The organism is Streptomyces sp. NPDC057623 (genome assembly GCF_042800355.1).
Classification (GTDB): Bacteria; Actinomycetota; Actinomycetes; order Streptomycetales; family Streptomycetaceae; genus Streptomyces.
In genome coordinates, this window is record NZ_JBHVGZ010000054.1 from 19,935 (window position 1) to 40,364 (window position 20,430).

Annotated in this window: 23 protein-coding genes and 1 pseudogene; 4 read left to right on the top strand and 20 right to left on the bottom strand. The window is 71.4% G+C overall.

Annotated elements, in window-relative coordinates; all coding sequences use genetic code 11:
* Window positions 1-4 precede the first annotated feature (4 nt).
* The 6 genes from ACFU95_RS36890 to ACFU95_RS36915 form a co-directional block, all read right to left on the bottom strand.
* On the bottom strand, window positions 5-1,600 hold the full coding sequence (locus tag ACFU95_RS36890; RefSeq protein ID WP_383837396.1) for a proton-conducting transporter membrane subunit: 1,596 nt from the start codon (window positions 1,598-1,600) through the stop codon (window positions 5-7).
* Window positions 1,600-2,280, bottom strand: a complete 681-nt coding sequence (locus ACFU95_RS36895) for a hypothetical protein (RefSeq protein ID WP_383837399.1) — start codon at window positions 2,278-2,280, stop codon at window positions 1,600-1,602. Before ACFU95_RS36895 ends, ACFU95_RS36890 begins: the two co-directional genes overlap by 1 nt.
* Window positions 2,277-3,233 (bottom strand): respiratory chain complex I subunit 1 family protein, encoded by a 957-nt coding sequence (locus tag ACFU95_RS36900; protein ID WP_383837402.1) that lies wholly within the window; start codon window positions 3,231-3,233, stop codon window positions 2,277-2,279. The genes ACFU95_RS36895 and ACFU95_RS36900 overlap by 4 nt, the downstream gene beginning before the upstream one ends.
* Window positions 3,233-5,266 (bottom strand): proton-conducting transporter membrane subunit, encoded by a 2,034-nt coding sequence (locus ACFU95_RS36905; protein WP_383837405.1) that lies wholly within the window; start codon window positions 5,264-5,266, stop codon window positions 3,233-3,235. Before ACFU95_RS36905 ends, ACFU95_RS36900 begins: the two co-directional genes overlap by 1 nt.
* Window positions 5,263-5,745 (bottom strand): NADH-quinone oxidoreductase subunit B family protein, encoded by a 483-nt coding sequence (locus ACFU95_RS36910; RefSeq protein WP_383837409.1) that lies wholly within the window; start codon window positions 5,743-5,745, stop codon window positions 5,263-5,265. Before ACFU95_RS36910 ends, ACFU95_RS36905 begins: the two co-directional genes overlap by 4 nt.
* Before the next feature lie 180 nt (window positions 5,746-5,925).
* Complete coding sequence (locus ACFU95_RS36915) at window positions 5,926-6,276, bottom strand: ArsR/SmtB family transcription factor (RefSeq protein WP_383837412.1); 351 nt, start codon at window positions 6,274-6,276, stop codon at window positions 5,926-5,928.
* Window positions 6,277-6,490: 214 nt separating this feature from the next.
* On the opposite strand from ACFU95_RS36915, the gene ACFU95_RS36920 reads away from it, so the two are divergent.
* From ACFU95_RS36920 to ACFU95_RS36930, 3 genes are all read left to right on the top strand, one after another.
* Entirely contained in the window at window positions 6,491-6,676 is a 186-nt protein-coding gene (locus ACFU95_RS36920; RefSeq protein ID WP_383837415.1) for a hypothetical protein, read from the top strand.
* Between the two features lie 19 nt (window positions 6,677-6,695).
* Complete coding sequence (locus ACFU95_RS36925) at window positions 6,696-7,490, top strand: 2-phosphosulfolactate phosphatase (protein WP_383837418.1); 795 nt, start codon at window positions 6,696-6,698, stop codon at window positions 7,488-7,490.
* A gap of 210 nt (window positions 7,491-7,700) precedes the next feature.
* A complete protein-coding gene (locus tag ACFU95_RS36930; RefSeq protein ID WP_383837421.1) occupies window positions 7,701-8,855 on the top strand; it encodes a malic enzyme-like protein in 1,155 nt (384 codons plus the stop codon).
* A gap of 244 nt (window positions 8,856-9,099) precedes the next feature.
* Here ACFU95_RS36930 and ACFU95_RS36935 read toward each other — a convergent pair whose 3' ends face one another.
* The 7 genes and pseudogenes from ACFU95_RS36935 to ACFU95_RS36965 form a co-directional block, all read right to left on the bottom strand.
* Window positions 9,100-9,513, bottom strand: coding sequence for an STAS domain-containing protein (locus ACFU95_RS36935; RefSeq protein WP_383837424.1), 414 nt, complete (start codon window positions 9,511-9,513; stop codon window positions 9,100-9,102).
* Window positions 9,514-9,561: 48 nt separating this feature from the next.
* Window positions 9,562-9,987: an ATP-binding protein gene (locus ACFU95_RS36940; RefSeq protein WP_383837427.1), complete on the bottom strand. Its 426-nt coding sequence runs from the start codon at window positions 9,985-9,987 to the stop codon at window positions 9,562-9,564.
* Window positions 9,987-10,394 carry a pyridoxamine 5'-phosphate oxidase family protein gene (locus tag ACFU95_RS36945; RefSeq protein ID WP_383837430.1) on the bottom strand — a complete coding sequence of 136 codons (408 nt, stop codon included), beginning with the start codon at window positions 10,392-10,394 and terminating at the stop codon, window positions 9,987-9,989. The genes ACFU95_RS36940 and ACFU95_RS36945 overlap by 1 nt, the downstream gene beginning before the upstream one ends.
* A complete protein-coding gene (locus ACFU95_RS36950; protein WP_383837433.1) occupies window positions 10,391-12,124 on the bottom strand; it encodes a SulP family inorganic anion transporter in 1,734 nt (577 codons plus the stop codon). The genes ACFU95_RS36945 and ACFU95_RS36950 overlap by 4 nt, the downstream gene beginning before the upstream one ends.
* Window positions 12,121-12,462 (bottom strand): ArsR/SmtB family transcription factor, encoded by a 342-nt coding sequence (locus ACFU95_RS36955; RefSeq protein WP_383837436.1) that lies wholly within the window; start codon window positions 12,460-12,462, stop codon window positions 12,121-12,123. The genes ACFU95_RS36950 and ACFU95_RS36955 overlap by 4 nt, the downstream gene beginning before the upstream one ends.
* 168 nt (window positions 12,463-12,630) lie before the next feature.
* Window positions 12,631-12,990 (bottom strand): zinc ribbon domain-containing protein YjdM, encoded by a 360-nt coding sequence (locus tag ACFU95_RS36960; protein WP_383837439.1) that lies wholly within the window; start codon window positions 12,988-12,990, stop codon window positions 12,631-12,633.
* Window positions 12,991-13,524: 534 nt separating this feature from the next.
* Window positions 13,525-13,662, bottom strand: a pseudogene (locus ACFU95_RS36965) (IS110 family transposase); the annotation flags it as partial.
* 992 nt (window positions 13,663-14,654) lie between these two features.
* On the opposite strand from ACFU95_RS36965, the gene ACFU95_RS36970 reads away from it, so the two are divergent.
* The gene (locus tag ACFU95_RS36970) at window positions 14,655-14,828 is read left to right on the top strand and encodes a hypothetical protein (protein ID WP_383837442.1); all 174 of its coding nucleotides are present in this window, start codon (window positions 14,655-14,657) and stop codon (window positions 14,826-14,828) included.
* A gap of 150 nt (window positions 14,829-14,978) precedes the next feature.
* On the opposite strand, the gene ACFU95_RS36975 is transcribed toward ACFU95_RS36970, so the two are convergent.
* From ACFU95_RS36975 to ACFU95_RS37005, 7 genes are all read right to left on the bottom strand, one after another.
* Complete coding sequence (locus tag ACFU95_RS36975) at window positions 14,979-16,118, bottom strand: hypothetical protein (RefSeq protein WP_383837445.1); 1,140 nt, start codon at window positions 16,116-16,118, stop codon at window positions 14,979-14,981.
* Window positions 16,109-17,014: a lactate dehydrogenase gene (locus ACFU95_RS36980; protein WP_383837448.1), complete on the bottom strand. Its 906-nt coding sequence runs from the start codon at window positions 17,012-17,014 to the stop codon at window positions 16,109-16,111. Before ACFU95_RS36980 ends, ACFU95_RS36975 begins: the two co-directional genes overlap by 10 nt.
* Entirely contained in the window at window positions 17,011-18,195 is a 1,185-nt protein-coding gene (locus tag ACFU95_RS36985) for a phosphotransferase (protein WP_383837451.1), read from the bottom strand. The genes ACFU95_RS36980 and ACFU95_RS36985 overlap by 4 nt, the downstream gene beginning before the upstream one ends.
* A 146-nt stretch (window positions 18,196-18,341) precedes the next feature.
* Complete coding sequence (locus tag ACFU95_RS36990; protein ID WP_383837454.1) at window positions 18,342-18,701, bottom strand: hypothetical protein; 360 nt, start codon at window positions 18,699-18,701, stop codon at window positions 18,342-18,344.
* Between the two features lie 128 nt (window positions 18,702-18,829).
* Window positions 18,830-19,153, bottom strand: coding sequence for a hypothetical protein (locus ACFU95_RS36995; RefSeq protein WP_383837457.1), 324 nt, complete (start codon window positions 19,151-19,153; stop codon window positions 18,830-18,832).
* Between the two features lie 116 nt (window positions 19,154-19,269).
* A complete protein-coding gene (locus tag ACFU95_RS37000) occupies window positions 19,270-19,395 on the bottom strand; it encodes a hypothetical protein (protein WP_383837460.1) in 126 nt (41 codons plus the stop codon).
* Between the two features lie 202 nt (window positions 19,396-19,597).
* Complete coding sequence (locus tag ACFU95_RS37005) at window positions 19,598-19,960, bottom strand: hypothetical protein (RefSeq protein WP_383837463.1); 363 nt, start codon at window positions 19,958-19,960, stop codon at window positions 19,598-19,600.
* Window positions 19,961-20,430: the final 470 nt, after the last annotated feature.

Sequence of the window (20,430 nt, forward strand, 5' to 3'; positions counted from 1 at the left end):
CGCTTCAGCCTCCGATCGTCTGGGCGGCGGCGTGTAGCAGGTCGGTGAGCGGTCCGGTGGCGATGCCCAGGGCGGCGCAGGCGGCCAGGCCCACCGCGAGCGGCCACAGCATGTACGGGCTTTCGCCGGTCGGTTCCCCGGGGCCCAGCAGCATGCGTGCTGTGCGGGCGGCGAGTGCGGCGAAGGCGATGAGGACGAGGAGCAGGGCTGCGGCTGTGGCCCAGGCCAGGGCGTCTGAGGCGGCGAAGCCGGCCCGGGCGATGCCCAGTTCGGAGGCGAAGAGGCTGAAGGGCGGGAACGCCATCAGCGCCACCACCGCGAGCCCGAACGCCCCTGCCGACACGGGTGCTTGGGCGAACAGGCCGCGGATGCGGCCGATCCGCGTGGTGCCGGTCAGGTGCAGGATGCGTCCGGAGGCGCAGAACGCGACGGATTTGGCGAGCCCGTGTCCGGCGATGTGCAGCAGGGCGGCGGACAGTGCGAGCGGGCTGCCGATCGCCGCGGCCAGGGCGATCAGGCTCATGTGCTCCATGCTGGAGTAGGCCAGCATCCGCTTGTAGTCGCGCTGGGCGAGCAGCAGCCCGGCCGCGAGGGCGAGGGTGAGCAGCGCGATGCCGGTCAGCAGGACGCGGGTGAAGTCCGGGCCGAGGGCGGCGTCGGCGATGACCCGGTAGCGCAGGATCGCGGCGAAGGCGACCGACAGCAGCACGCCGGACATCAGCGCGGAGACCGGTGCGGGTGCCTGGCTGTGGGCGTCGGGGAGCCAGGCGTGCAGTGGGACCAGGCCGGCCTTGGCACCGAAGCCGAGGATGATCAGGGTGATGCCGAGCCGGGTGACCGCCGGATCGAGGCGGTCGGCGCGGGCGACCAGGGTGGGCCAGTCCAGCGCCCATGCCTCGGCGATGCCGGCCTGCCGGGCCGCGTAGTAGATCAGCACGGTGCCGAGAAAGGCGAGCGCGATCCCGGCCGAGCAGATCACCACGTACTTCCAGGCCGCCTCCACAGAGGTGCGGGTGCGGCGGTGGCCGACGAGGAAGGCGGTGACGATGGTGGTGGCCTCGATGGCGACCCACAGCACACCGAGGTTCGCCGTCACCACGGCCAGGCACATGGCGGCCAGGAACGCCTGGACCAGGGCGTGGTAGCGCCATTCGGTCCCGTGGTGTGCCCGGCCGGCGGCCCGCTCACCCGCCAGGTACGCCGGGGCCGAGCCGCAGGCGACCACGGCAACGGCGCCGATGACCAGCAGCATCCAGGCGGTCAGCGCGTCGCCGCGCAGGAGCCCGGAGTACGCAGCCTGCGGGCCGTCGTCGATGACGGCCGCCGCCAGCAGAATCCCGCACAGCAGGACCACGACCGGGGCAAGGAGAGCGGCCCAGTCCGCCGGATGGTCCTTGTTCGGGGCTTGCACGGGGGCGGGTGACTCGGCGATCACGACCGGTCCCTGTGCGGACACCCGCTGCCGGGTCTCGGTGAGCGTCACGGCGAACTCTGCGGCGGGTGGGCGGGCGCGCAGGCCGGTCAGCGCATACACCGCGGCCACCGCCACAGGTGCGACGGCGGGCGTAGCGAGGAGCAGGGCGGAAGCGGTAGTGCTCATCAGTCGTGCAGCTCCCGCAGGTCGTCGATGTCGGTCGTGCCGAACGCCTCCCGCACCCGGGTGGTCAGGATCTGCAGCACCAGCACTGCCAGCAACACGTCGAAGGAGACGCCGAGTTCGACGATCAGCGGCACCCCGGAGGTGGCCAGGAACGCGGTGGCGGTGATCCCGTTGTCCAGCAGCAGAAAGCCCACGACCTGCGCCAGCGCCCGTCTGCGGGTGACCAGGACGAAGAAGCCGATCAGGACCACCGCCAGACCGACCGGGAGGGCACGGGTGGCGGGGGTCGGGTTCAGCTCGGTCAGGGGGCGGCTCACCGCGTAGGCCAGCAGGGTCAGCAGGGCGGCGGTCAGCAGCGAAGCGGTGATGTTGACCAGTGGCTGGGTCTCGCGTACCTCCTCGCTGTGTGCCCGGTCGGCGGTGAGCGCGGTCAGGGCCCGGCGGATCAGGTATGGCAGGACACCGGCCCGCAGCACCCCGATGCCGATCCCCACCGCCACCAGGTCCCAGCGTTCCTCGTGCGCGCCGAGCAGGACGGCGATCGCGGCGAGCGCGATGCCCTGCAGAGCGAAGACCCGCACGATCGCGGACAGCTCGCGCCGCCACAGCACGACCACGGCCGCCAGCAGGAAGGCGCCGCAGGCCAGGTCGAGCAGCTGGGTGAACAGTCCCTCGCTCATGACGCCCCGCTCAGGAAGTAGGAAGCGGTCACGGCAAGCAGCGCCAGCAGGAAGGAGCCGGCGAGCAGTTCGGGCACGCGGAACAGCCGCACCTTCGCCCAGAACACCTCGGCCGCCGCCAATACCGCGCCCAGCAGCAGGATCTTCCCGGCGAACACCACCAGGGCCGCCACGAGCGCCGCCCAGGAGGCGCTGGTGGCGATGCCCCACGGCACGAACAGCGAGGACAGCAGCCCGAGCAGCAGCGTCAGCCGCATCTGGGCGCCGAGTTCGACCAGTGCCAGGTCCGGGCCCGCGTACTCCAGCACCATCGCCTCGTGGATCATGGTCAGTTCGAGGTGGGTGGAGGGGTTGTCCACCGGGATCCGCCCGGTCTCCGCCAGCACCGCGACCGCGAGCGCGGCCGTGGCCAGCAGGCCGGCCGGGGAGGCGAGGCGGGCCGGTTCCTCCACGGCTCCGGTGACGATGGCCGGGATGTTGGTCGTCCCTGCCGGTATCGACAGGGCGAACACCGACAGCAGGATGGTCGGCTCCACCAGCGCGGCCACCATCATCTCCCGGGAGGCACCCATCCCGCCGAACGCGGTGCCGGTGTCCAGCCCGGCGAGCGCCAGCGCCAGCGTGCCGAGCGCGATCAACGCCACCACCAGGATCAGGTCGGCGTGGCCGCTGACCGGGGTGTCGGTGGACAGCAGGGGTACGAGTGCGGCGGCGACCACTGTGGTGGCGACCAGCAGCGCCGGCGCGGTCCGGAAGGCGGGCCCGGTGCCGACGGGGGTGATCGGTTCCTTGCGCAGCAGCTTGGCCGTGTCCCGCCAGGGTTGCAGGACTCCGGCCCCGGCACGGCCCTCCAGGCGGGCCCGTACCTGCCGCATCCATCCGGTCAGCAGTGGCGCACCGGCCACGACGACCACGATCTGGCCCGCCACCGCCACGTATCCGACCCTGTTCATCACCAGCCCACCGCCAACACCAACAGCAGGACGACCAGGCCGACGAAGCCGTAGCCGAGATACAGATGCACGCTGCCGCCCGCCAGCCGCCGCGCCGCCTGCCCCGCACCGGTGAGGAAGCCGATCACCGGTTCGTACAGCCGGTGCTCGATCCGGTCGGGCACCCGGTGCTGGAAGCGCACCCGTTCCACCAGGTACGCCGACTCGCGCACCGGGGTGACGTCCACGTCCTGCTCGGGCGCGAGGACATCGTCGAAGACCCGCTGCAGCGGTTCGGCGAACGAGGTCGCCGTATAGGCCATGCGCGGGGTCGGTGCCCCGCCGCCGCAGTCCCACAGCCGGGCGTTCGTACGACGCCGACGGCGCCCGTACAGCCTGGGGAGTCCCACGGCGAGCGCGAGCACCACGGTGAGGGCGGCCACCACCCACAGCGGCGACAGCGACGCCGAGATGTCCGCGAGCTGCACCTTCAGCCCGCCGCCCGAGACCGCCCCGCTGCCGGGCAGGCCGGTCGCGCTCACGGCCCGGTCCAAGCCGTCGCCCAGCAGGCCCGGCACCAAGGCCAGCGCCGCACACACGGCCGCGAGCAGGCCCATCCCGGCGAGCATCAGCGGGGGTGACTCCCTGGCCTCGGTGGCCTGCCGACTCCGGGGTCTGGCGAAGAAGCCCACTCCCAGCGCCTTGACGAACACGGCCGCGGCGATGCCCGCCGACAGGGCGATCAACGCCACCGACAACGGCAGCACGACCGCGACCGCCACACCGGACACCTGCAGTCCGTGGATCAGGGACTGCAGCAGCAGCCACTCGCTGATGAACCCGTTGCCGGGCGGCAACGCCACCGCACCGAGCGCGGCGACGGCGAACAGGCCCGCCGTGACCGGCATCCGCCCGCGCAGTCCGCCGAGCAGATCCAGGTTCCGCTCCCCCGTGGCCCGCAGCACCGAGCCCGCCGCGCAGAACAACAGCGCCTTGAACGCCGCGTGGTTGATCACGTGCAGCAGTCCGGCAGCCAGCGCCAGTGCGGCCAGCGGCCGGTCACCGTAGGCCGCGAACAGCCCGGACGCCCCGACTCCGACCAGGACCAGGCCCATGTTCTCGCTCGTCGAGTACGCCAGCAGCCGCTTCAGGTCGGAGGCCATCGCCGCCTGCAGGATCCCGTACACCGCGCTGGCCCCGCCGACCGTCATCAGCCCCAGCCACCACCACGCCGGCCCGCCGCCGAGCAGATCGAAGGCAACGCGCACCAGTCCGTAGACGCCGAGGTTGACCATGGCGGCACTCATCAACGCCGAGACAGGGCTGGGCGCTTCGGGATGCGCCCGGGGCAGCCAGGCGTGCAACGGCACTGCGCCCGCTTTCGACGCGAACGCCGATGCGGTGAGGACGAACACGAGCCCGCGCACAGTCGGCGACACGTTGTGCGCACCCGCCCGCAGCGCGGGGAAGGTCTCCCCGCCCGCCTGCGCGGCGAACACCGCGAACCCAGCCAGCAGCAGGACCAGGCCGAGGTGGGTCATGACCGCGTACCACGCGCCCGCCTGCCGCACGGACGCCCGCTCGCGATGCTCGGCCAGCACCAGCAGCAGCGACGTGAGCGCCATCAGCTCCCACAGCACCAGGAACGTGGACACCGACGCCGCCACGGGTACCAGGACGAGGCTGAGGGCGAACAGCGGCAGCACCGCCTGCGCCGTACGCGAACCCAGCCCGTGCGTTCCGTGCCCGGCCGCGTAGCCGATGCCGTACACCGCCACCGCGGCCACGACCACTCCCGCCACCGCCATGAACAGCCCCGCCAGCGCGTCCACCGCCACGTGCGCCCCCGCCAGCGGCAGCACCTGGGGGTAGGCCGCCGACCAGCGGCTTCCGCCAAGGGCAGCCACACCCGCCGCACCACCTGCCACCCCCGCGCCCGCGGTCAGCAGTCCGACGACCGGGACGCGCAGCCGGTACGGCAGCACCGCCCCGGCCAGTGAGCCCGCGCCGCCCAGAGCGCTGGCCGTCGCGAGGGCGGCCGGGACCACGGTCATCTGCCGGTCACCCGCCGCAGCGCGGCCACGATGTCGTCCGGCTCCGGCGGGCACCCGGGTACGGCCAGATCCACGTCTACGACATCTGAGACGGCGCCCTCGACGCCGTAGCCGCCGGCGAACTCACCGCAGTTGATCGCGCAGTCCCCGACCGCCACCACCAGCCGCGGCTCGCCCATCGCGGCCACCGTGCGCCGCAGCGGCTCCGCCATGTTCCGTGTCACCGGCCCGGTCACCAGCGCCACATCCGCATGCCGGGGCGAGGCCACCAGCCGGGCGCCGTACCGCTCGGCGTCGTACACCGGGTTGAACGCCGCCGCGATCTCGATCTCGCAGCCGTTGCAGGACCCGGCGTCCACGCACCGCACCTGCACCGACCCGCGCAGCTCCCGCGCCTTCTCCGGCACCTCGCCCTCCGGGCGAGACGGAGCCGGCTCGGCCACCCTCCCGGTGGTGCGGATCTTGCGCAACAGGCTCATGAACCCTCCCTGCGACGGTGAGGACTGTCCGCAGGTGACCAACCGGCCATCCCACGAGTAGAGTTACGGCGCTTTCCCGATGCTTTGCCCGGCTTTACCTATAAGTGAAGGCGGCCGCCTCCCGCCACCGGAGAGCGCTGTCAAACTCCCCGGGAGACGGCCGCCGATCGAGGGCCATCGCTACGACGGCGGCTTCGCCTCCCCCTGCGCGGCCTGCAGGTCGGCGAGCAGTTCCGCTTGCCCGGAGAGCACGCCGGACAGGATCGTGCGCGCCACCCGGAGCAGCTCGGCCACGTGCGGGCTGGTCAGCGAGTAGTAGACGTTCGAGCCTTCCTTGCGGGTCACGACCAGGTTGGCCCTGCGCAGTACGGCGAGTTGCTGGGACAGGTGCGCGGGCTCGATGCCCACCTCGGGCAGCATCTCCGCGACCGCGTGTTCGCGCTCGCTGAGCAGCTCCAGGACCCGGATACGTGCCGGATGGCCGAGCGTCTTGAAGAACTCGGCCTTCAATTGGTACAGCGGCGTACTCATCGTGCCGTCTCCTCCCCGACACAACAGCACGGCCCCACCGGCCGGGCCTCGGAGCATCGCATCCACCCACTCGTCACAAACATGCGGCCCATCCTCGCCTGCGGGACCAACGGCACCGAACCCGAGTACGAGGAACCGTGCCGCCGAATCCAGCGGTGATGACCTCAGGAATTGCTAACATTAGCAATTCCTGAGGTCGTGTGAGGAGGATCGCGTGAGGATCACCCCGCTGCGCGGCACCGGCGTCACCTGGCTCAAGTGCCCCGGCTGCCGCCTCAAGTGCCGCCCCACCGCCGTCGAGGCGGACGGCCGCTGCCCGCGCTGCGACCACCATGGCCTGCTGAAGCTGACCTTCGGGGGCCGTGCCGTACAGCCCGTCTCGGAGACCAAGCAGGGCTGACGCACAAGGGGGGTGGGTGATGGGTGGTTGGCCTACGCAGTCCGGCACCGGGGTCCGCTTCGAGTGGGGGCCCGCCGGAGCCGACCGTCTCGCTCGGGAGACGGCCTGTCTGGTCGTGGTCGACGTGCTGTCGTTCACCACGGCGGTGAGCGTCGCCGTCGGGAAGGGAACGCGGGTCCTTCCCTTCCGGTGGCCGCAGCGAGACCCCACCGCCGTCGAGCGAGCCGGTGTCGAGAAGGCCGCCACGGCCTACGCTCACCAGTGCGGCGCGCGGCTGGCTGTCCACCGTGCCGACGTCACACCCGCCACGCCATGGTCGCTCTCGCCCGATCACCTGCGTCAGGCGCCCTTCGCCTCCCGACTCGTTCTGCCCTCACCCAACGGCGCCGCCATCTGCGCCGCGGCACCACGCGATGTACGCCTGGTCGCCGCCTGTCTTCGCAATGTCACCGCCGTCGGCGGCTGGCTCACCGCCCATGGTTACGGCACCTCCGAGCATCCTGTTGTCGTGATCGCGGCGGGCGAGCGGTGGCCGGACGGGAGCCTGCGCCCGGCCCTGGAGGATCTGCTCGGCGCGGGCGCACTCGTGTCAGAGCTGAGTTCCCAGGGTGCGGGCCCGATCTCTCCGGAGGCGGCCGCTGCGAAAGCGGCCTACGAAGGCACCGCCGACGTCGCTCACGCGGTCGCCGCCGGCTCCTCCGGCCGTCAGTTGGCTGCGATGGGGTTTGTCGAGGACGTGGCGATCGCCGCCGAGGAGGACACCTGCTCGGTCGTGCCTGTACGGGACGGCGACGGTGCATTCGTCCCCGGATGATCGTGGGGCCGTCTCTCCCACAGACCTCGCGGACCCAACGGACCGGGCACGACGCCCTATTGCACGACGCCCTGTGGCATGCCCATGGGAAGCTGTCGTCGTAGCCGCTTCACGCACAGAAAGCCGACCCTCTTGCCTGCCACACCCCCTGCCAGCGCGAATCCGGCCTTCAGCATCCGCGTCCACATCCCCCCACAGGCCCGCGCCGCTGTGGAAGCGATCGCTGCGGACGCACCGGGCGCCGTCAGCACCCAGAACTGTCCGCCGGATGCCACGGGCGCGCACCGGATGCTGCTGGACGCCGACAGCGGCTCGACATTGGCATGGCTCACCGGCGCTCTGCGGGACCGCTTGGGAGCAGACCTCCTCCTGTGCGAGGACCTGGTGTTCGCCACCGCCTCTACCGGCAAGCTCAGCCAGAGCATCCGCGCCTCGACAGCCAGCGACCACGACGTCGCGCTGCTGGACGCGGACGCCGACCGCCGGGTGATCAGGCACCTGGTCGACCACCCCGAACACGTGAACCGGTACACCGGCCGGGCCCACCGGGTGGCGCTCATGTCCGACGCGAGCGCGGTCCTGGACTTCGACCACCTGCCCGCCTCCGCCGCCCTACCCGCGGTGGAATCCCAGGCGGTCCACCTGCGCCGCACCACGGGCCTGGACATCCTGCCGCTGCCCGTCGCCGCCGACAGTGCCGGGGACCTGGCCGCCGCCGTGCGCCTGCTCGCCCCCGGCGTCGTCGCGGCCGTCCTCATCCACACCCGCCTCGACCACGTCCATGCCGCTCGGGCCGCCCTCACCGACTGCCCCGTCCTGCTGCTGGACTCCATCAACGACGGGCTGGCCATCGCAACGGCCGCCGCGGCGTACACCACGCTGCGCCGACACGACATCGACGTGCGGCAGGCCCGTGTGGTCTGTGTGTCCCCCAACCGCGGCGGTGATCTGAGCGGCCTCCTCATCGCCGGTGGCATCACCGACCTCACGCTCTACGATCCCCTCGCCCAGGGAATCCAGCCCCTCCACCAGCTCGCCGACCGGACGGACCTGATCGTCGACCTGTTCGGCCTGCTCGCCCCTCCGGCCGGCATACCCGTCCTCCACGCGCGCCCGGAAACACCCCCGCCCTTCGCCGCGGCCACCACAGGCCCCCGGCCCCTGCACGCCCTTCCCGGCCTGCTGGCCGCCGCGGTCGCCACCGGCAAGCCCATCACCGCCCACGCCCGCATCGCTGCCGTCCGCGCCCTCATCGAACAGACGCAACCAGGCCAGACCCTGCCCCCACTCGATCACCCCGGCCTGACACCCGCCGTCACCTCAGCCGCCGTCACTGCCCTCATGCGGGATTCGGGCGAGAACTGAGCCCGCGGCACCACCCTGACCACGAGCGGCTCCAACGAGCCGCGCGAAAAGCAAGCCCGGCGCCGCCAGGATCAACCGTGCAGGTCCACACCGGGCAAAGCGTCGGTGCCAGCCAGAGACGGCAGCCTCCAGGGCCGGCTCCGTCGAACTGGCCGACGTGAACTCGATCCCAGCCGGGATGCCGACCACCGAAACGGTCCGCCGCCGCTGAGCGGACCGGTGCCGAGGGCGGGTGCCGGGACCGTCACTCGCCGTCCTGACCTCCGGCCGGCCATCCCGTGGTGCGCCACTCGTGGCGCCCCTCCGCCTGCTCCCCACGCCCGGCGTTGTGCGCGGCGAGCGCGGCTGCCAGGTCGGGGTGGACCGGGATGGGCGGGCAGTCCCCGGCGGGGACGAGGGAGCCGTCGGCGGGGATGGCGGCCAGCTCCAGGCTGCGGCCGGCTTCCGCGAGGCGGCGGGCTGCCTCGGTGATGGCCAGCTGGCCCTCGGTCGACCAGCTGCGCAGTTCGGTCAGGTCGACGATGACCGGTCCGGTGCCGCGGGCCAGGGCCCAGCCGACCGCGCCGGTGAAGCGATGGACGGCGTCCGGGCCGAGGTATCCGGCGACGGAGAGGATGCCGAGGTGCTCCTCAACGGTGTAGCGCCAGTCGATGGTCATGGGGCTGAACTTCCTTGTGCGGGTGGCCGGTCGGAGGCTGCGGTCCGGTCAGAGGGGGAGGGTGATCCAGATGCTCTTGCCCCGGCCGTCGGCGTCCGCGCGCACGACCGCGGTACCGCTGAGGCCGAGGACGAGCTCCATGACGGTGCCGATCCCGCCCGCACCGGTGCCGGTGGCCGAGCCGTACAGCGGGGGCTGGTAGGGGTGGCGGTCGTGGACGGCGAAGGCCAGGCAGTCCGGGCCCGCCGCGTAGATCACCGTGAGCTGCGGGGAGAGGACCGCGGCGTGCCGGACGCTGTTGGTGACCAGCTCGCTCAGGATCAGCAGCGCCGGGCCGACGGCCGAGTGGCGCAGGCCGATTCCCCATTTGATCAGGGCCTGCTCGGCGGTCTCGCGGGCGAGGCGGACGGCGGACGGTTCGCTGGGCAGCGTGACCACGTGCCGGTGGGGCAGGGTTTCGAGCTGTGTGGACATCACGCCTCCGCGCGGGCGAGGCGGAAGCCGACGACGGTCTTGGGCTGCAGGCGCAGCAGAGTGTCGTGCGGTCCGTGGCTCCAGCCGGCCAGGGTGCGCCGGTAGTGGGCGGCCTCGTCGGGGTCGGTGATCACTTCGGCGGGGCCCGAGACCGTGAGCGTCCAGCCGGTGCCGGCCACGGCGCGGATCTCGTCCACCTGGTACGTCGCCGTCGCGGGCACCGCCGCGGCCGGGGCCGGCGTACGGACGACCAGGCGGCCGTACTCCCACACATGGCGGGCGGGCCGCACCACGGTCTGGTCGCGCTGCGTGTACACCAGCCGTCCCAGGCTGCTGCCTTCCAGCAGCCACAGGGCCTCCGCTCCGGAGACCTCGACCATACGGAGGGCTGCGGGTGGAGTGCTCATCGGAGGGCCTCCTCGTTGGAGGTGCTGGGAGTTCGGTGCTTCTGGGTGGGGAGGACGGGCAGGATCCCGACGGACTGCAGGTACTCCCGGGCGCCTCGGATCGCCTCGGGGGTCGTGGCGTACTCCTGGCCCTCGTGCCGCAGCAGCTCCAGCGCGCCGACGGAGTCGAGCACCTGGCGCTGACCAGTGCGAATCCCGGAGGCCAGGACGCGGATGCCGCGCCGCGTCAGCTTCTCCGCCGCGTCCTTGAGGACCAGGGCGCCGGTGGCGTCCATGGTGGACACGCGCGACATGCGCAGGATCACGACGCGTACGTCGGCGACCTCGGTCAGCTCCAGCAGGAAGCGGTGGGCGGCGGCGAAGAACAGCGGCCCGTCGATGCGGTACGCGACGATGTGCTCGGCCAGCAGCGCGTGCTCCTCGGCGCTGTGGTCGCCCCGGTCCAGGGGCACCTGGTCGAGACGGGCCTGCTTGGCCACGGCGCGCAGGGCGAGGGCTCCCGCGACGACGAGGCCGATGATGACGGCGTACACGAGGTCGAGGGCCAGGGTCGCGACCGCGGTCAGGACGAGGATCAGCGCGTCCGAGCGGGTGGCCTTCGCCATGGCCCGCAGCGAGCCGACCTCGACCATGCGAATCGCGGTGGCCAGCAGCACGCCGGCGAGGGCGGCGAGCGGGATCTTCGAGACGAGGGGTGCCGCCGCGAAGACGATCACGGCGAGGATCGCGGCGTGGGTGAGGGCGGCCAGCCGCGAGCTCGCCCCGGTGCGGACGTTGACCGCGGTGCGCGCGATCGCGCCGGTCGCCGGCACCCCGCCGAACAGGGGTGCGGCGATGTTCGCCAGCCCTTGGCCGAACAGCTCGCGGTCAGGGTCGTGCTTCTGGCCAACCGTCATGCCGTCGGCGACCGAGGCGGACAGCAGGGACTCCAGCGCGGCCAGCGCGGCGACCGCCACTGCGGGGGCGAGCAGGGTGCCCAGCGAGCCGAGGTCGAGGAAGGACAGCGACGGCGCGGGCAGTCCGGACGGCAGGTCGCCGATCGGCTTCGCCGCGTCCAGCCCGGCGGCCTGGGCCACGACGGTGGCGGCGATCACCGCCACGATCGAGAACGGTACGGTCGGCCGCCACCGGGCACCCACCAGCATGACCACGGCCACCGCGACCGCGAAGCCGACAGCCGTCCAGTTGGGAGCGTGCACGAACTCCTCCACCGCCCGCCAGGTGACGACGAGCACCCGGTCACCCTCCGGCTTGGACACGCCGAGGGCATTCGGCACCTGCTGCAGCCCGATCACGCAGGCGATGCCGAGAGTGAAGCCCTCCACGACCGGCGCGGGCACGTACTGCATGTACTTCCCGGCCCGCAGCGCGGCGAGGACGACCAGCATCACGCCGGCCATCAGACCGACCGTGAGGACGCCGCCCGGCCCGTACTGGCCGACGATCGGGACGAGGACGACGGTCATGGCGCCGGTCGGGCCCGATACCTGAAGGTTCGAACCGCCGAACAGTGCGGCCAGCGCGCCCGCGACCACGGCGGTCGCCAGGCCGGCCTCCGCGCCGAGCCCGGAGGAGACCCCGAAACCGAGTGCGAGCGGAAGGGCCACGATCGCCACGGTCAGTCCGGCCAGCAGGTCCCGCCGGGGATCACGCCCCATTTCCGCCAAGTCGGCGCGGGCGGCCAGCAGCGAGGCGATCCGGGACCAGACCCGGCAGATCTGCGAGATCATCGCGCGGCGACCTCGGCTTCCCGCAGTTCGGCCAACAGCTCGTTCCGACCTGCCAGCATCTCGGTGAGGATCCGGCGTGCGGCCTTCATCAGGTCGGCGACGTCCCCGCCGGCCAGCTCGTAGGCGACGGTCGATCCCTCCCGGGTCGAGGTGACGATCCCGGAGCGCCGGAGTACCGCCAGCTGCTGGGACAGGCTGGAGGGCTCCACCTCGATCTCCGCGAGCAGTTCCCGTACCGGTCGCGGTCCTTCCTGCAGCAGCTCCAGCACCCGTATCCGTACGGGATGCCCGAGCATCCGGAAGAACTCGGCCTTGGCCTGGTACAGCGGAACGGACACGGCCCCTCGGCTTCCCCTACAAGCCCCACCGGGGCCAGATACGAATGGCTGTGCCCGCGGCTACCGGATTGCGGGCACAGCCAACCCAGCATCTAACCAATTGCGAACTTTTGCAATTCAGCATCAGTCTGCTGCCCTGGTCTTCCCGCCAGGGAGGGGAGGGCGGGATCAGGCTTTCTTGACCACGCTGGACTTGAGCTGCATCGCCCCGAAACCGTCGATCTTGCAGTCGATGTCGTGGCCGTCGACTCCGTCGACTAGACGGATGCCACGCACCTTGGTGCCGGCCTTGATCCCGGAAGGACTGCCCTTCACCTTGAGCGCCTTGACAACGACCACAGAGTCGCCGTCCTGCAGCACGTTGCCGACAGAATCCTTGACCACCCGTTCGCCCGTGACGTTCCCGCCGTCGCCACCGCTGTCGGCGGGAACCCATTCATGGCTGCACTCCGGGCACACCACCAAGGCGTTCATCTCGTAGGTGTACTCGCAGGAGCACTTCGGACAGGGAGGAGGATTCTCGATCATCCTGTCAGGGTATCCGGCCCCGTCTCCCGGCCGACGTGCCGCCGTCGGCAGGCACGCGCACCACGATCACGTGTTCCTCACCGAAGGCGCCGACCTGCGGGTTACCCAGGCCGTCAATGACCAAGGGATCGTCTGACTGAACCAGGCAGGCTGGTACATGTCTGCTGCGCTCGGCACGCCCCGACGGCCGCCGTCCCCCGAATCGGCGGCGGCCGTCCCAGTCCGTTCGGAAACCTTCGACCACCTGCTCGTTCGGGTTTCAGTCCGTCCTCCTGCCTCAGCCACCTCAGATCGATACATCCCCTGCACAGCCCACTGCTCATCTCCCTGGATCCTCTGCCGCCGCTCATCCATGACGCCGCCCCCGGGACGACCTTCTGGGATGGCAGGCATGGGCGGAACCCGTGCCGGGAGCGCAGTACATGTGGTGCGTCAGCTTCACCACCACCCTCTACCAGAGCTGCACGCGCTGCTGCGGTACAGGTAGATCGTGAACCGGCGAGGTTCAGGTCAGACACCCCATGTCGTTTGAGGTCAAGCGGCAGGGGTGTGGGCGTGGTGTGACCAGGCGGTCGCTTCGTCGTAGAGGGTGCGGGTCTTGAGGCAGCCGTGGAGGATGCCGACGAGGCGGTTGCCGAGCTGGCGGAGGGCGGGGTTGTATCCGGCTTCGCGGGCGCTCCAACGGCGTGCAGTCCTCCACCACCGACGGCAGGCCGTTGGTGGCGATGTCCTCGAAGACGGCGGCGAACTGGTCCGTCCTCTCGCGGGCCTGCGGCCGGGCGTGGTCGGCGGTGGCCGGCTGTTCGCTCATCGAGGGCTCCCGGGGGCAGAACTGGCGTCTGCCCCCCGGTATCGGCCGCCCCGGGCCCTGGGGACCACTCCGGACGAACCGGCTCGTACATGGGTGCGGGACCCAGGCCCCAGGTGGACCCAGCCACCGGCCCGTTCCACAGCCACCGGGGAAAGCACCGGTCTCGGGACACAGGGACCCTGGTTTGGGGCGCTGCTGGGTCCTGGTCCCTGGCCGCACAGATCACGCGAACTCGCGTGATCATGCGTGACTCCTTCCATCGAGCTGATCCGCACACCATGCCCACGCCGAGCAACCTCTCCGCAACCACCAGATCCCTGGTGAAGGATTTCAAGACGGCCCGACAGGCAGCGCTGAAGCGCGCGGAGACGGGCGGCTTCGCAGACAGGCCCTCCGTCTCACCATCGGCGTGACACATGCCGTGCGAGTTCAACGCACCGAACCCGTCACGACGCGCCGTGTTCCGGACACCCTTCGCATCTCCACGGCGAAATCCGGCCGAATTCCTGGCAAGTTTGGGCAAGTTCCTGGTTTGAGGGCTCGGACGGGGGCAGGCTCTGGCACAGGGATCCAGCGTCCGCGCGGAGCCCGCGCGCACCGCGTTGTCCCGAGGGGACGGCTAGCGCCTGCGGGGCAAGCCCCATCGTTCAGGGCGAACTGCTATGTCTGCCCTCATTGCTTGCTGCGTTGGATCCGTCACGCCCCAGGAGTGTGGCGGCGGATGCTCGGCGTACAGCCCGCATGCGTCGCCATTTGCTTGTTGGTCCGGGCACCATCTGAGCGTGATGAACCGGTGGCCGGTCTCCGTCCACAGGAACCAGACGGCTTCATCGGGGTTGGCACAGTCCCAGAGGTGATCCGCGTGTTCTCCCGCGTGGCCATCGCCGAGCTCGCACACGACGTACCCGCTGGCGAACCGAGCGGGATGCGCGGGCGGGTCGTCGGCGGCGATTATCTGCGCGATCGTTTCGCGGGCGGGCAGCCGACGCACGGCCGTGCACTGCAACATGGCGTTCCTTGGGTGTGAAGGCAGGGAAGCCCCCGGCACACGGCATGTGGGGCCGCCCGCCCACCGCAAGAGGCAGACGGGCGGCCGATGCGCCGGACGCTGACGATGGGAGCGTCTGCGCCCGGGGTCCCGCCCCTTGCCCAAGAGGCAAGAACCTTGGGCAGTCGGCTAAAGAGCGGTGATGTCGTCGGCGGTCTTGGCCAGGAGCGCGCTGTTCGCATCGGTGTCGTGAGTGAGCATGAGTGACCGGTGCGGCAGCTGGCCGAGCTGCTCGACCAGGTCGGCAGTGTTGTCCGGTGCGGTGGCCGGGATGAGGCGGAAGATGTCCGGGTAGCGGTCCTCGGTGGTCGTGCTGAACACGTCGCCCTCGGTCAGGGCGCGGTCGTCTTCGAGGATGGCGGGGGACGCTTCGGGGTTCACCGTGGGGAAAAGCAGCCCGGCCGCGGTGGCTTCGGTGACCAGGGTGAGGCCGAGCCATGTTCCGAGCTGGTCGGGGAAGAACTGGGGCTTCAGCTCCTTGCGGTCGCCGTTCTCGCGCCAGATCGGTTCGCGGCGGCCGTCGTTGAGGGCTTGGGTCACGGTCGGGTGCTGGGTGGGGTGGAGCTGTTCGCCGGCGAGCACCCTTTCTCGTACCTGGTGGTACAGGCCCGTGGCTTCGAGGAGGCCGAGGCCGATGGCGGCGGCCGACGGCCACGGCAGCACCCTCACCGTCCCGTCTTCCTCGGCGCGCGCGAACACGCGGTCGTTGGCGAGCAGCCCCCAACCCTGGCGGGCCAGCAAGAGAGCCGTGGTGGTCTTGCCGGCGCCCTTGTCGCCGAGGGTGAGCACCGTTCGGCCGTCCTTGACGGCGGCGGAGGCGTGGAGGACGGTCCAGCCGTCGGCGAGGAGTTGGGCGCGTACGAGTTCGCGGGCAAGGCGGGCTGCGGCGACGGCGACGGGTTCGGGGTGCTCGCCGACGATGACGAGGCGGCGCCCATCGGCCTGGTAAGCGAGGCGCTCGTCAGGCTGCACGGCGTACGTGACGCCGTCCTGCCGGGAAACGAGGGTGCGGGCGTTCGCGTAAACGGTCTCATCGAACCCGTAGTCGCGGACGAGGGTGTGCACGTCGTCCACCCGGCCAGGGTCGAGGTCGGCGAGGACGAGGCCGCCGCCGTCCCCGGCGATGCCACCCTCGGTGGGGGTCTTCGCAGTGGTGGCGTTCCACCAGTCGCCGAAGTAGCGGCGGGACCACTCGGCGATCTCCTCCATCTGGGAGGCGACCGTCACCGTGGCGGTATCGGCGGCGATGCGGGTAGCGGTCAGCGGCACGAGGTTGCTCCTTCGCGGTTGATCGTGCGGTAAGCCGCGCCGAGCTTGGCGCGGGCGGCGATGAACTGGGCGGTCTCCCGCTCGTTCAGGTTCAGGGGGGTGACGGTGGGCTGACCGGCGGTGATCTGCAACCGGATTCCGAGCCACACGCCGCCGCGGTTGACGGACAGCACATCCGTGCCGTCCTCCACAGCCAGCAGCTTGCGTAGGGCGGACACCACGGCGGCGCTGGGACCGTTGCGCACGCGTCCGATCCCGGCGTTGATCCGGCGTGGCCGGTCGCGGAGTTCAGCCGTCACGAGGTCGAGCGGCACCGTGGCGGGCCGGCCGTTGATGGTGGTGGAGGACGCGCAGATGACCGCGCTGTCGCCGTGCTCGCCGATCACGTATCCGTCCACGGTGTCGACCGGCACGCGGTGATGCTGGGCGAGGGCGAGTCGGTAGCGGGCTGTGTCCGTGGCGGAGCCGATCCCGAACACCCTGCGTGCGCCGCACAGATCGGCGAAGTAGCGGGCGAAGATGTCCACCGGGTTGGTGACCATCACGACCACGCCCGGGTAGCCGGTCAGGGTTCGGGCCCACTCGGCGATGACGGGGCCGTTCGCGGCGAGTCCGGTCATGCGCACATCCGCCGTCGCGGTGTTGGTGAACGACGCACGAGGGCACACCACCAGCGCATCGGCATCGCCCATGTCGGCGCGGACGGCCGTGAACGCGCGGGCACCTCCCGTCAGTTGCCGGGCGTCCTCCAGGTCGGTCACCAGGCCGCGCGCGGCCTCGGACGTGCGGGAGGCGACCAGCAGCCGGGAGCACCACGGTTCGACGGCCAGGAGCGCGGCGACCGTCTGGCCAACCGCGCCGGCGCCGATGACGCCGACCGTGTAGCCGCCGGTCATCGGGTGGCCGCCCGGGTCACGGAGGCCAGGGCCAGGCGCCATGCCGTCTCGGGCTCGGTCCCGGCGGTCAGAGTGGCGCTGACGGAGTCCAGGACCGTGCACAGGGCAGGGGTGGAGTCGACGACCGCGCGCGCGTGATCCGGAAGGGGCAGTGCGGCCGGTGCTGCGAGGTAGGTCGACAGGATGTTCACGCTGTCCATCAGCCACGTGACCATCAGCCGGCGCAGCCACATCGCCCGCTCGGTGCGGCTGATGCCCCGGCCCTGCCCCTGAGTGAAGGCATCGATGCCCTCCACCACCGACACGGTGCCCTCGGCCGGCGGAGCCGCGAGTACGGCGAGGAGCGCGCGAGAGGCGAGTTTCGCGGCGTCCTGGTGGGCGCCCCCACGGGACAGGCCAGGGTCGATGAACACCGGCTGCTCGTCCGGGCCGTCCGGGAACAGGACGTGTTCGGGCTTCAGGTCCCCGTACACGACCAGGCGAGGGCCCGGGGCAGGAGTGAGGCGGAGTTTCAGCAGCCGGGACACCACCACGCCGAGCACGGCCGCCGTGCCCCGGCGGGTGCGCTCGTCGAGCTGGTCGGCGCCGAGCCGGTCGACGTAGGCGCGACCGGAGATGCCGTTGAACTTCCGGCGGAACGTGGTGTCGATACCGCGCTCGGCGATCGGTGCCCCGTCGGCCACAGCCGCGACCGCCGGGGACTGAAGCCCTTCGAGGGAGCGCACGGCCCCGGTCATCCAGTCGGCGGCCCGGGCGGGATCCTTGGTGATCAGGTCGAGCAGGCTCGGGCCAGCGACGACCTCGGTGAACAGCACCCCGTGCCGGTAGCCGGCGCAGCGGGCGACCCGGATTCCGGCGGTGTCCAGGGCGCGGAGCTGGGCGGCCTCCCGCGCCAGCAGCGACGTGGGCGACGTGGCGTAGGCGGCCTGTGCCGCGCGGACTTGGTCCCCGTCCCCGGCGACGCCGCGTAACACGGACACGAGGGAGTGGCCGAGCAGGGAGTCCTTCGCGAAGACCTCCCGCCCGCCGTGGTGCACCCGGCGGACGTAGCCGGTTACCGACGGGACGTGGGCGCCGAGCGTCACCGGTTCGCCGGGCCACTGCTCGGCCGCCACACGGCGTATCCGGTCGGCGGCCAGTTCGAACACTGCTCCCGGTTCGGGCAGGGCGGCGTGCGGCATGTAGAGCCTCCTCAACAAGGGGAGCGGGACAGGACCGTGCACCGTCCCGCCCACGTGGCCGGGCATGGGAGTGGGCCACGGGGCGGGACGGAGTGGTGACCGGCGGCCGGGCGCGGCCTTCCTGCACGGCGCCCGGCCGCCGGAGATCACGCCGGGACTCCGACAGTGAGCACTGCGTTGGTGCGTCGTTCGCGCTGGAGCCGTCGCCGCGCGGTTGCGAGGCCCTGCTCGTGGGCCGCGTAGTAGGGGCGGATGAGCCGCTGGCGGGCGTGCCGTGGGCGTCCGGGCTGCTCGGCGGGGTGGGGCAGACCGCCGCCTGGGCGCGGCCGTGCCCGGCGCGCGTAGGCGGGCGCGGGCGGAATCACGTGACGAGCGGGCGGCAGCGGGGGCGAGCAGAACCAGCTCCGGGCGTGCCGGCAGAGGGTGCGGGCGGTGCGGATCGTGCGTACGGGGCGGCGGGGGCGGAGGCTTAACGCCGCGTACAGGCAAGCGATAAGGTCGCGCATGCGTTATCAGGTCCCTTGGGTTTGGTGCCGGTGACGTACTGCCTCGGCGGCCGGGCCAACGGCTGCCGGGGCTTCTTTGTGCGCGGTCGTGGGGTGGCGCACGGGATGCGGCGGGCATAGGGCATCCTTCAGTCGGCGTTGGCGCGGATAGCTCCGGCAGCGTCGAGCGGCGTCCGGCTGTCTTGAGCTGCATGGGCGATGCGGGGCGTGGTGACCGTCCGTCGTATCGGCATGGCAATGCGCCGGGGCATGGCAACGCGTGTGACCTCGATCGCCGTGGAGCGCGGCAGGAAGTAGACGTTGCCGTCCTGGAACTGGAGCCGCTTGCAGTGCGGGCTGACATCGCGCATGTCGGCGACAGCGTGCGGGATACCGCCCACGCTGATCACATCGTCGATGCGTATGCAGTCCCCTGTGATGATGCGGGTCGTCGTCAGAATCGTTGCTGGCATAGCAATTCCTGTTCGCTGCGAGATGGTTGGGATCGGTGGAGCCCCGCCCCCTGCCAGGAGTCGTGGCTGCGTGGAGGAATGCCGCGCCACGCCTCGACCGGAGCAGGGAGCGGGGGCTAGGGGGACATGCGCGCCGTGAACGGCAGGGCGAGCAGGAACCCGACAGCGGCATAAACGCCGAGGCGTAGCAACGAGCCTGTGCAGTGGCGAGCGGCGCCGGCGCGGTGCGTACGGCGGTTCACCTGGCTCTCCTTGCTCTGGGTGAGCGAGGGAAGGCGGCGGTGCCGCACGTGGCGTGGTGCGTGTCGGGGCGCGGTCCGTACATCGCGTCGGCGGCCTGCGGGTCCTGGTCGAGGCGGCAGAGAAGATCTTGGTACAGCCAGTACCACACCTCATCTGCCCGACCGAGCACATGGAGCAGCGGCGCGCGTAAGAGGGCAGGAATCACTGTGCCGCACCCAACGCGGCCAGGGGTTCCCACGTGTACTGGACGGTGACGCCGTACTCGGCGAGGGCCTCCGCCTCGCGGAACCTCAACTCATGGTGGGACTCCGGGGCGAGCGCGGCGGGCCAGCGGGTGATGACGTCGGTGATCTCGCGCTGCGCGGCCATCTGGCACACGCGTTGCCAGCCCTCACGGTTACGGGGGTCCGGCTCCCCGTACGGGTCGGTGATCGTCTCCACCAGGCGCAGACCGCGCCCGTCCGCGAACGCGAGCCCTTCCTCGATCGCCCGCTCTTCGGGCAGCTTCGAGGCCGGTCGTGCCCGATCGACGCACACGTAAAGCACAGCGGTACGGGTGTTCATCGGGCGGCCTCTCCCCGATGGTCGGGACATCCGCACGGCGGCCACCTGTGGGACTTGGGGATCTTCGCTACCGGTCTAACCGGCGCCGCACGGCGGATCGTCGTTTGGGTGCCGTCCGAGTGGAGGCGGTACACGCCCAGCGTCATACGGTGGGTGCGAGGCTGATCCTTAGCTGATGCCGTCATCGTCACGCCTTGGTCAGGGGGCGGGGGGGGAGAGGGCCGCTGCCTACGGAGGACGAGGGGGCCCGCCATCGCACACGCGCCCAAACTCCCTGTGTGGGGGCGGGCGTTGCACTGATAGACAGTCAACGATCACCAACAGTCATGCGACCATCACTCATGCGGCACCCGCATGCAGATATGCGCTGAGCGGGTACGGGTAGGAGCCCGATGCCGCAGGGACTCTTAGCGTGGGGGGTGCGCCGTGGATTTCCAGACGGGGCCGGTCCGGGAAGCATCCAGGGCCGG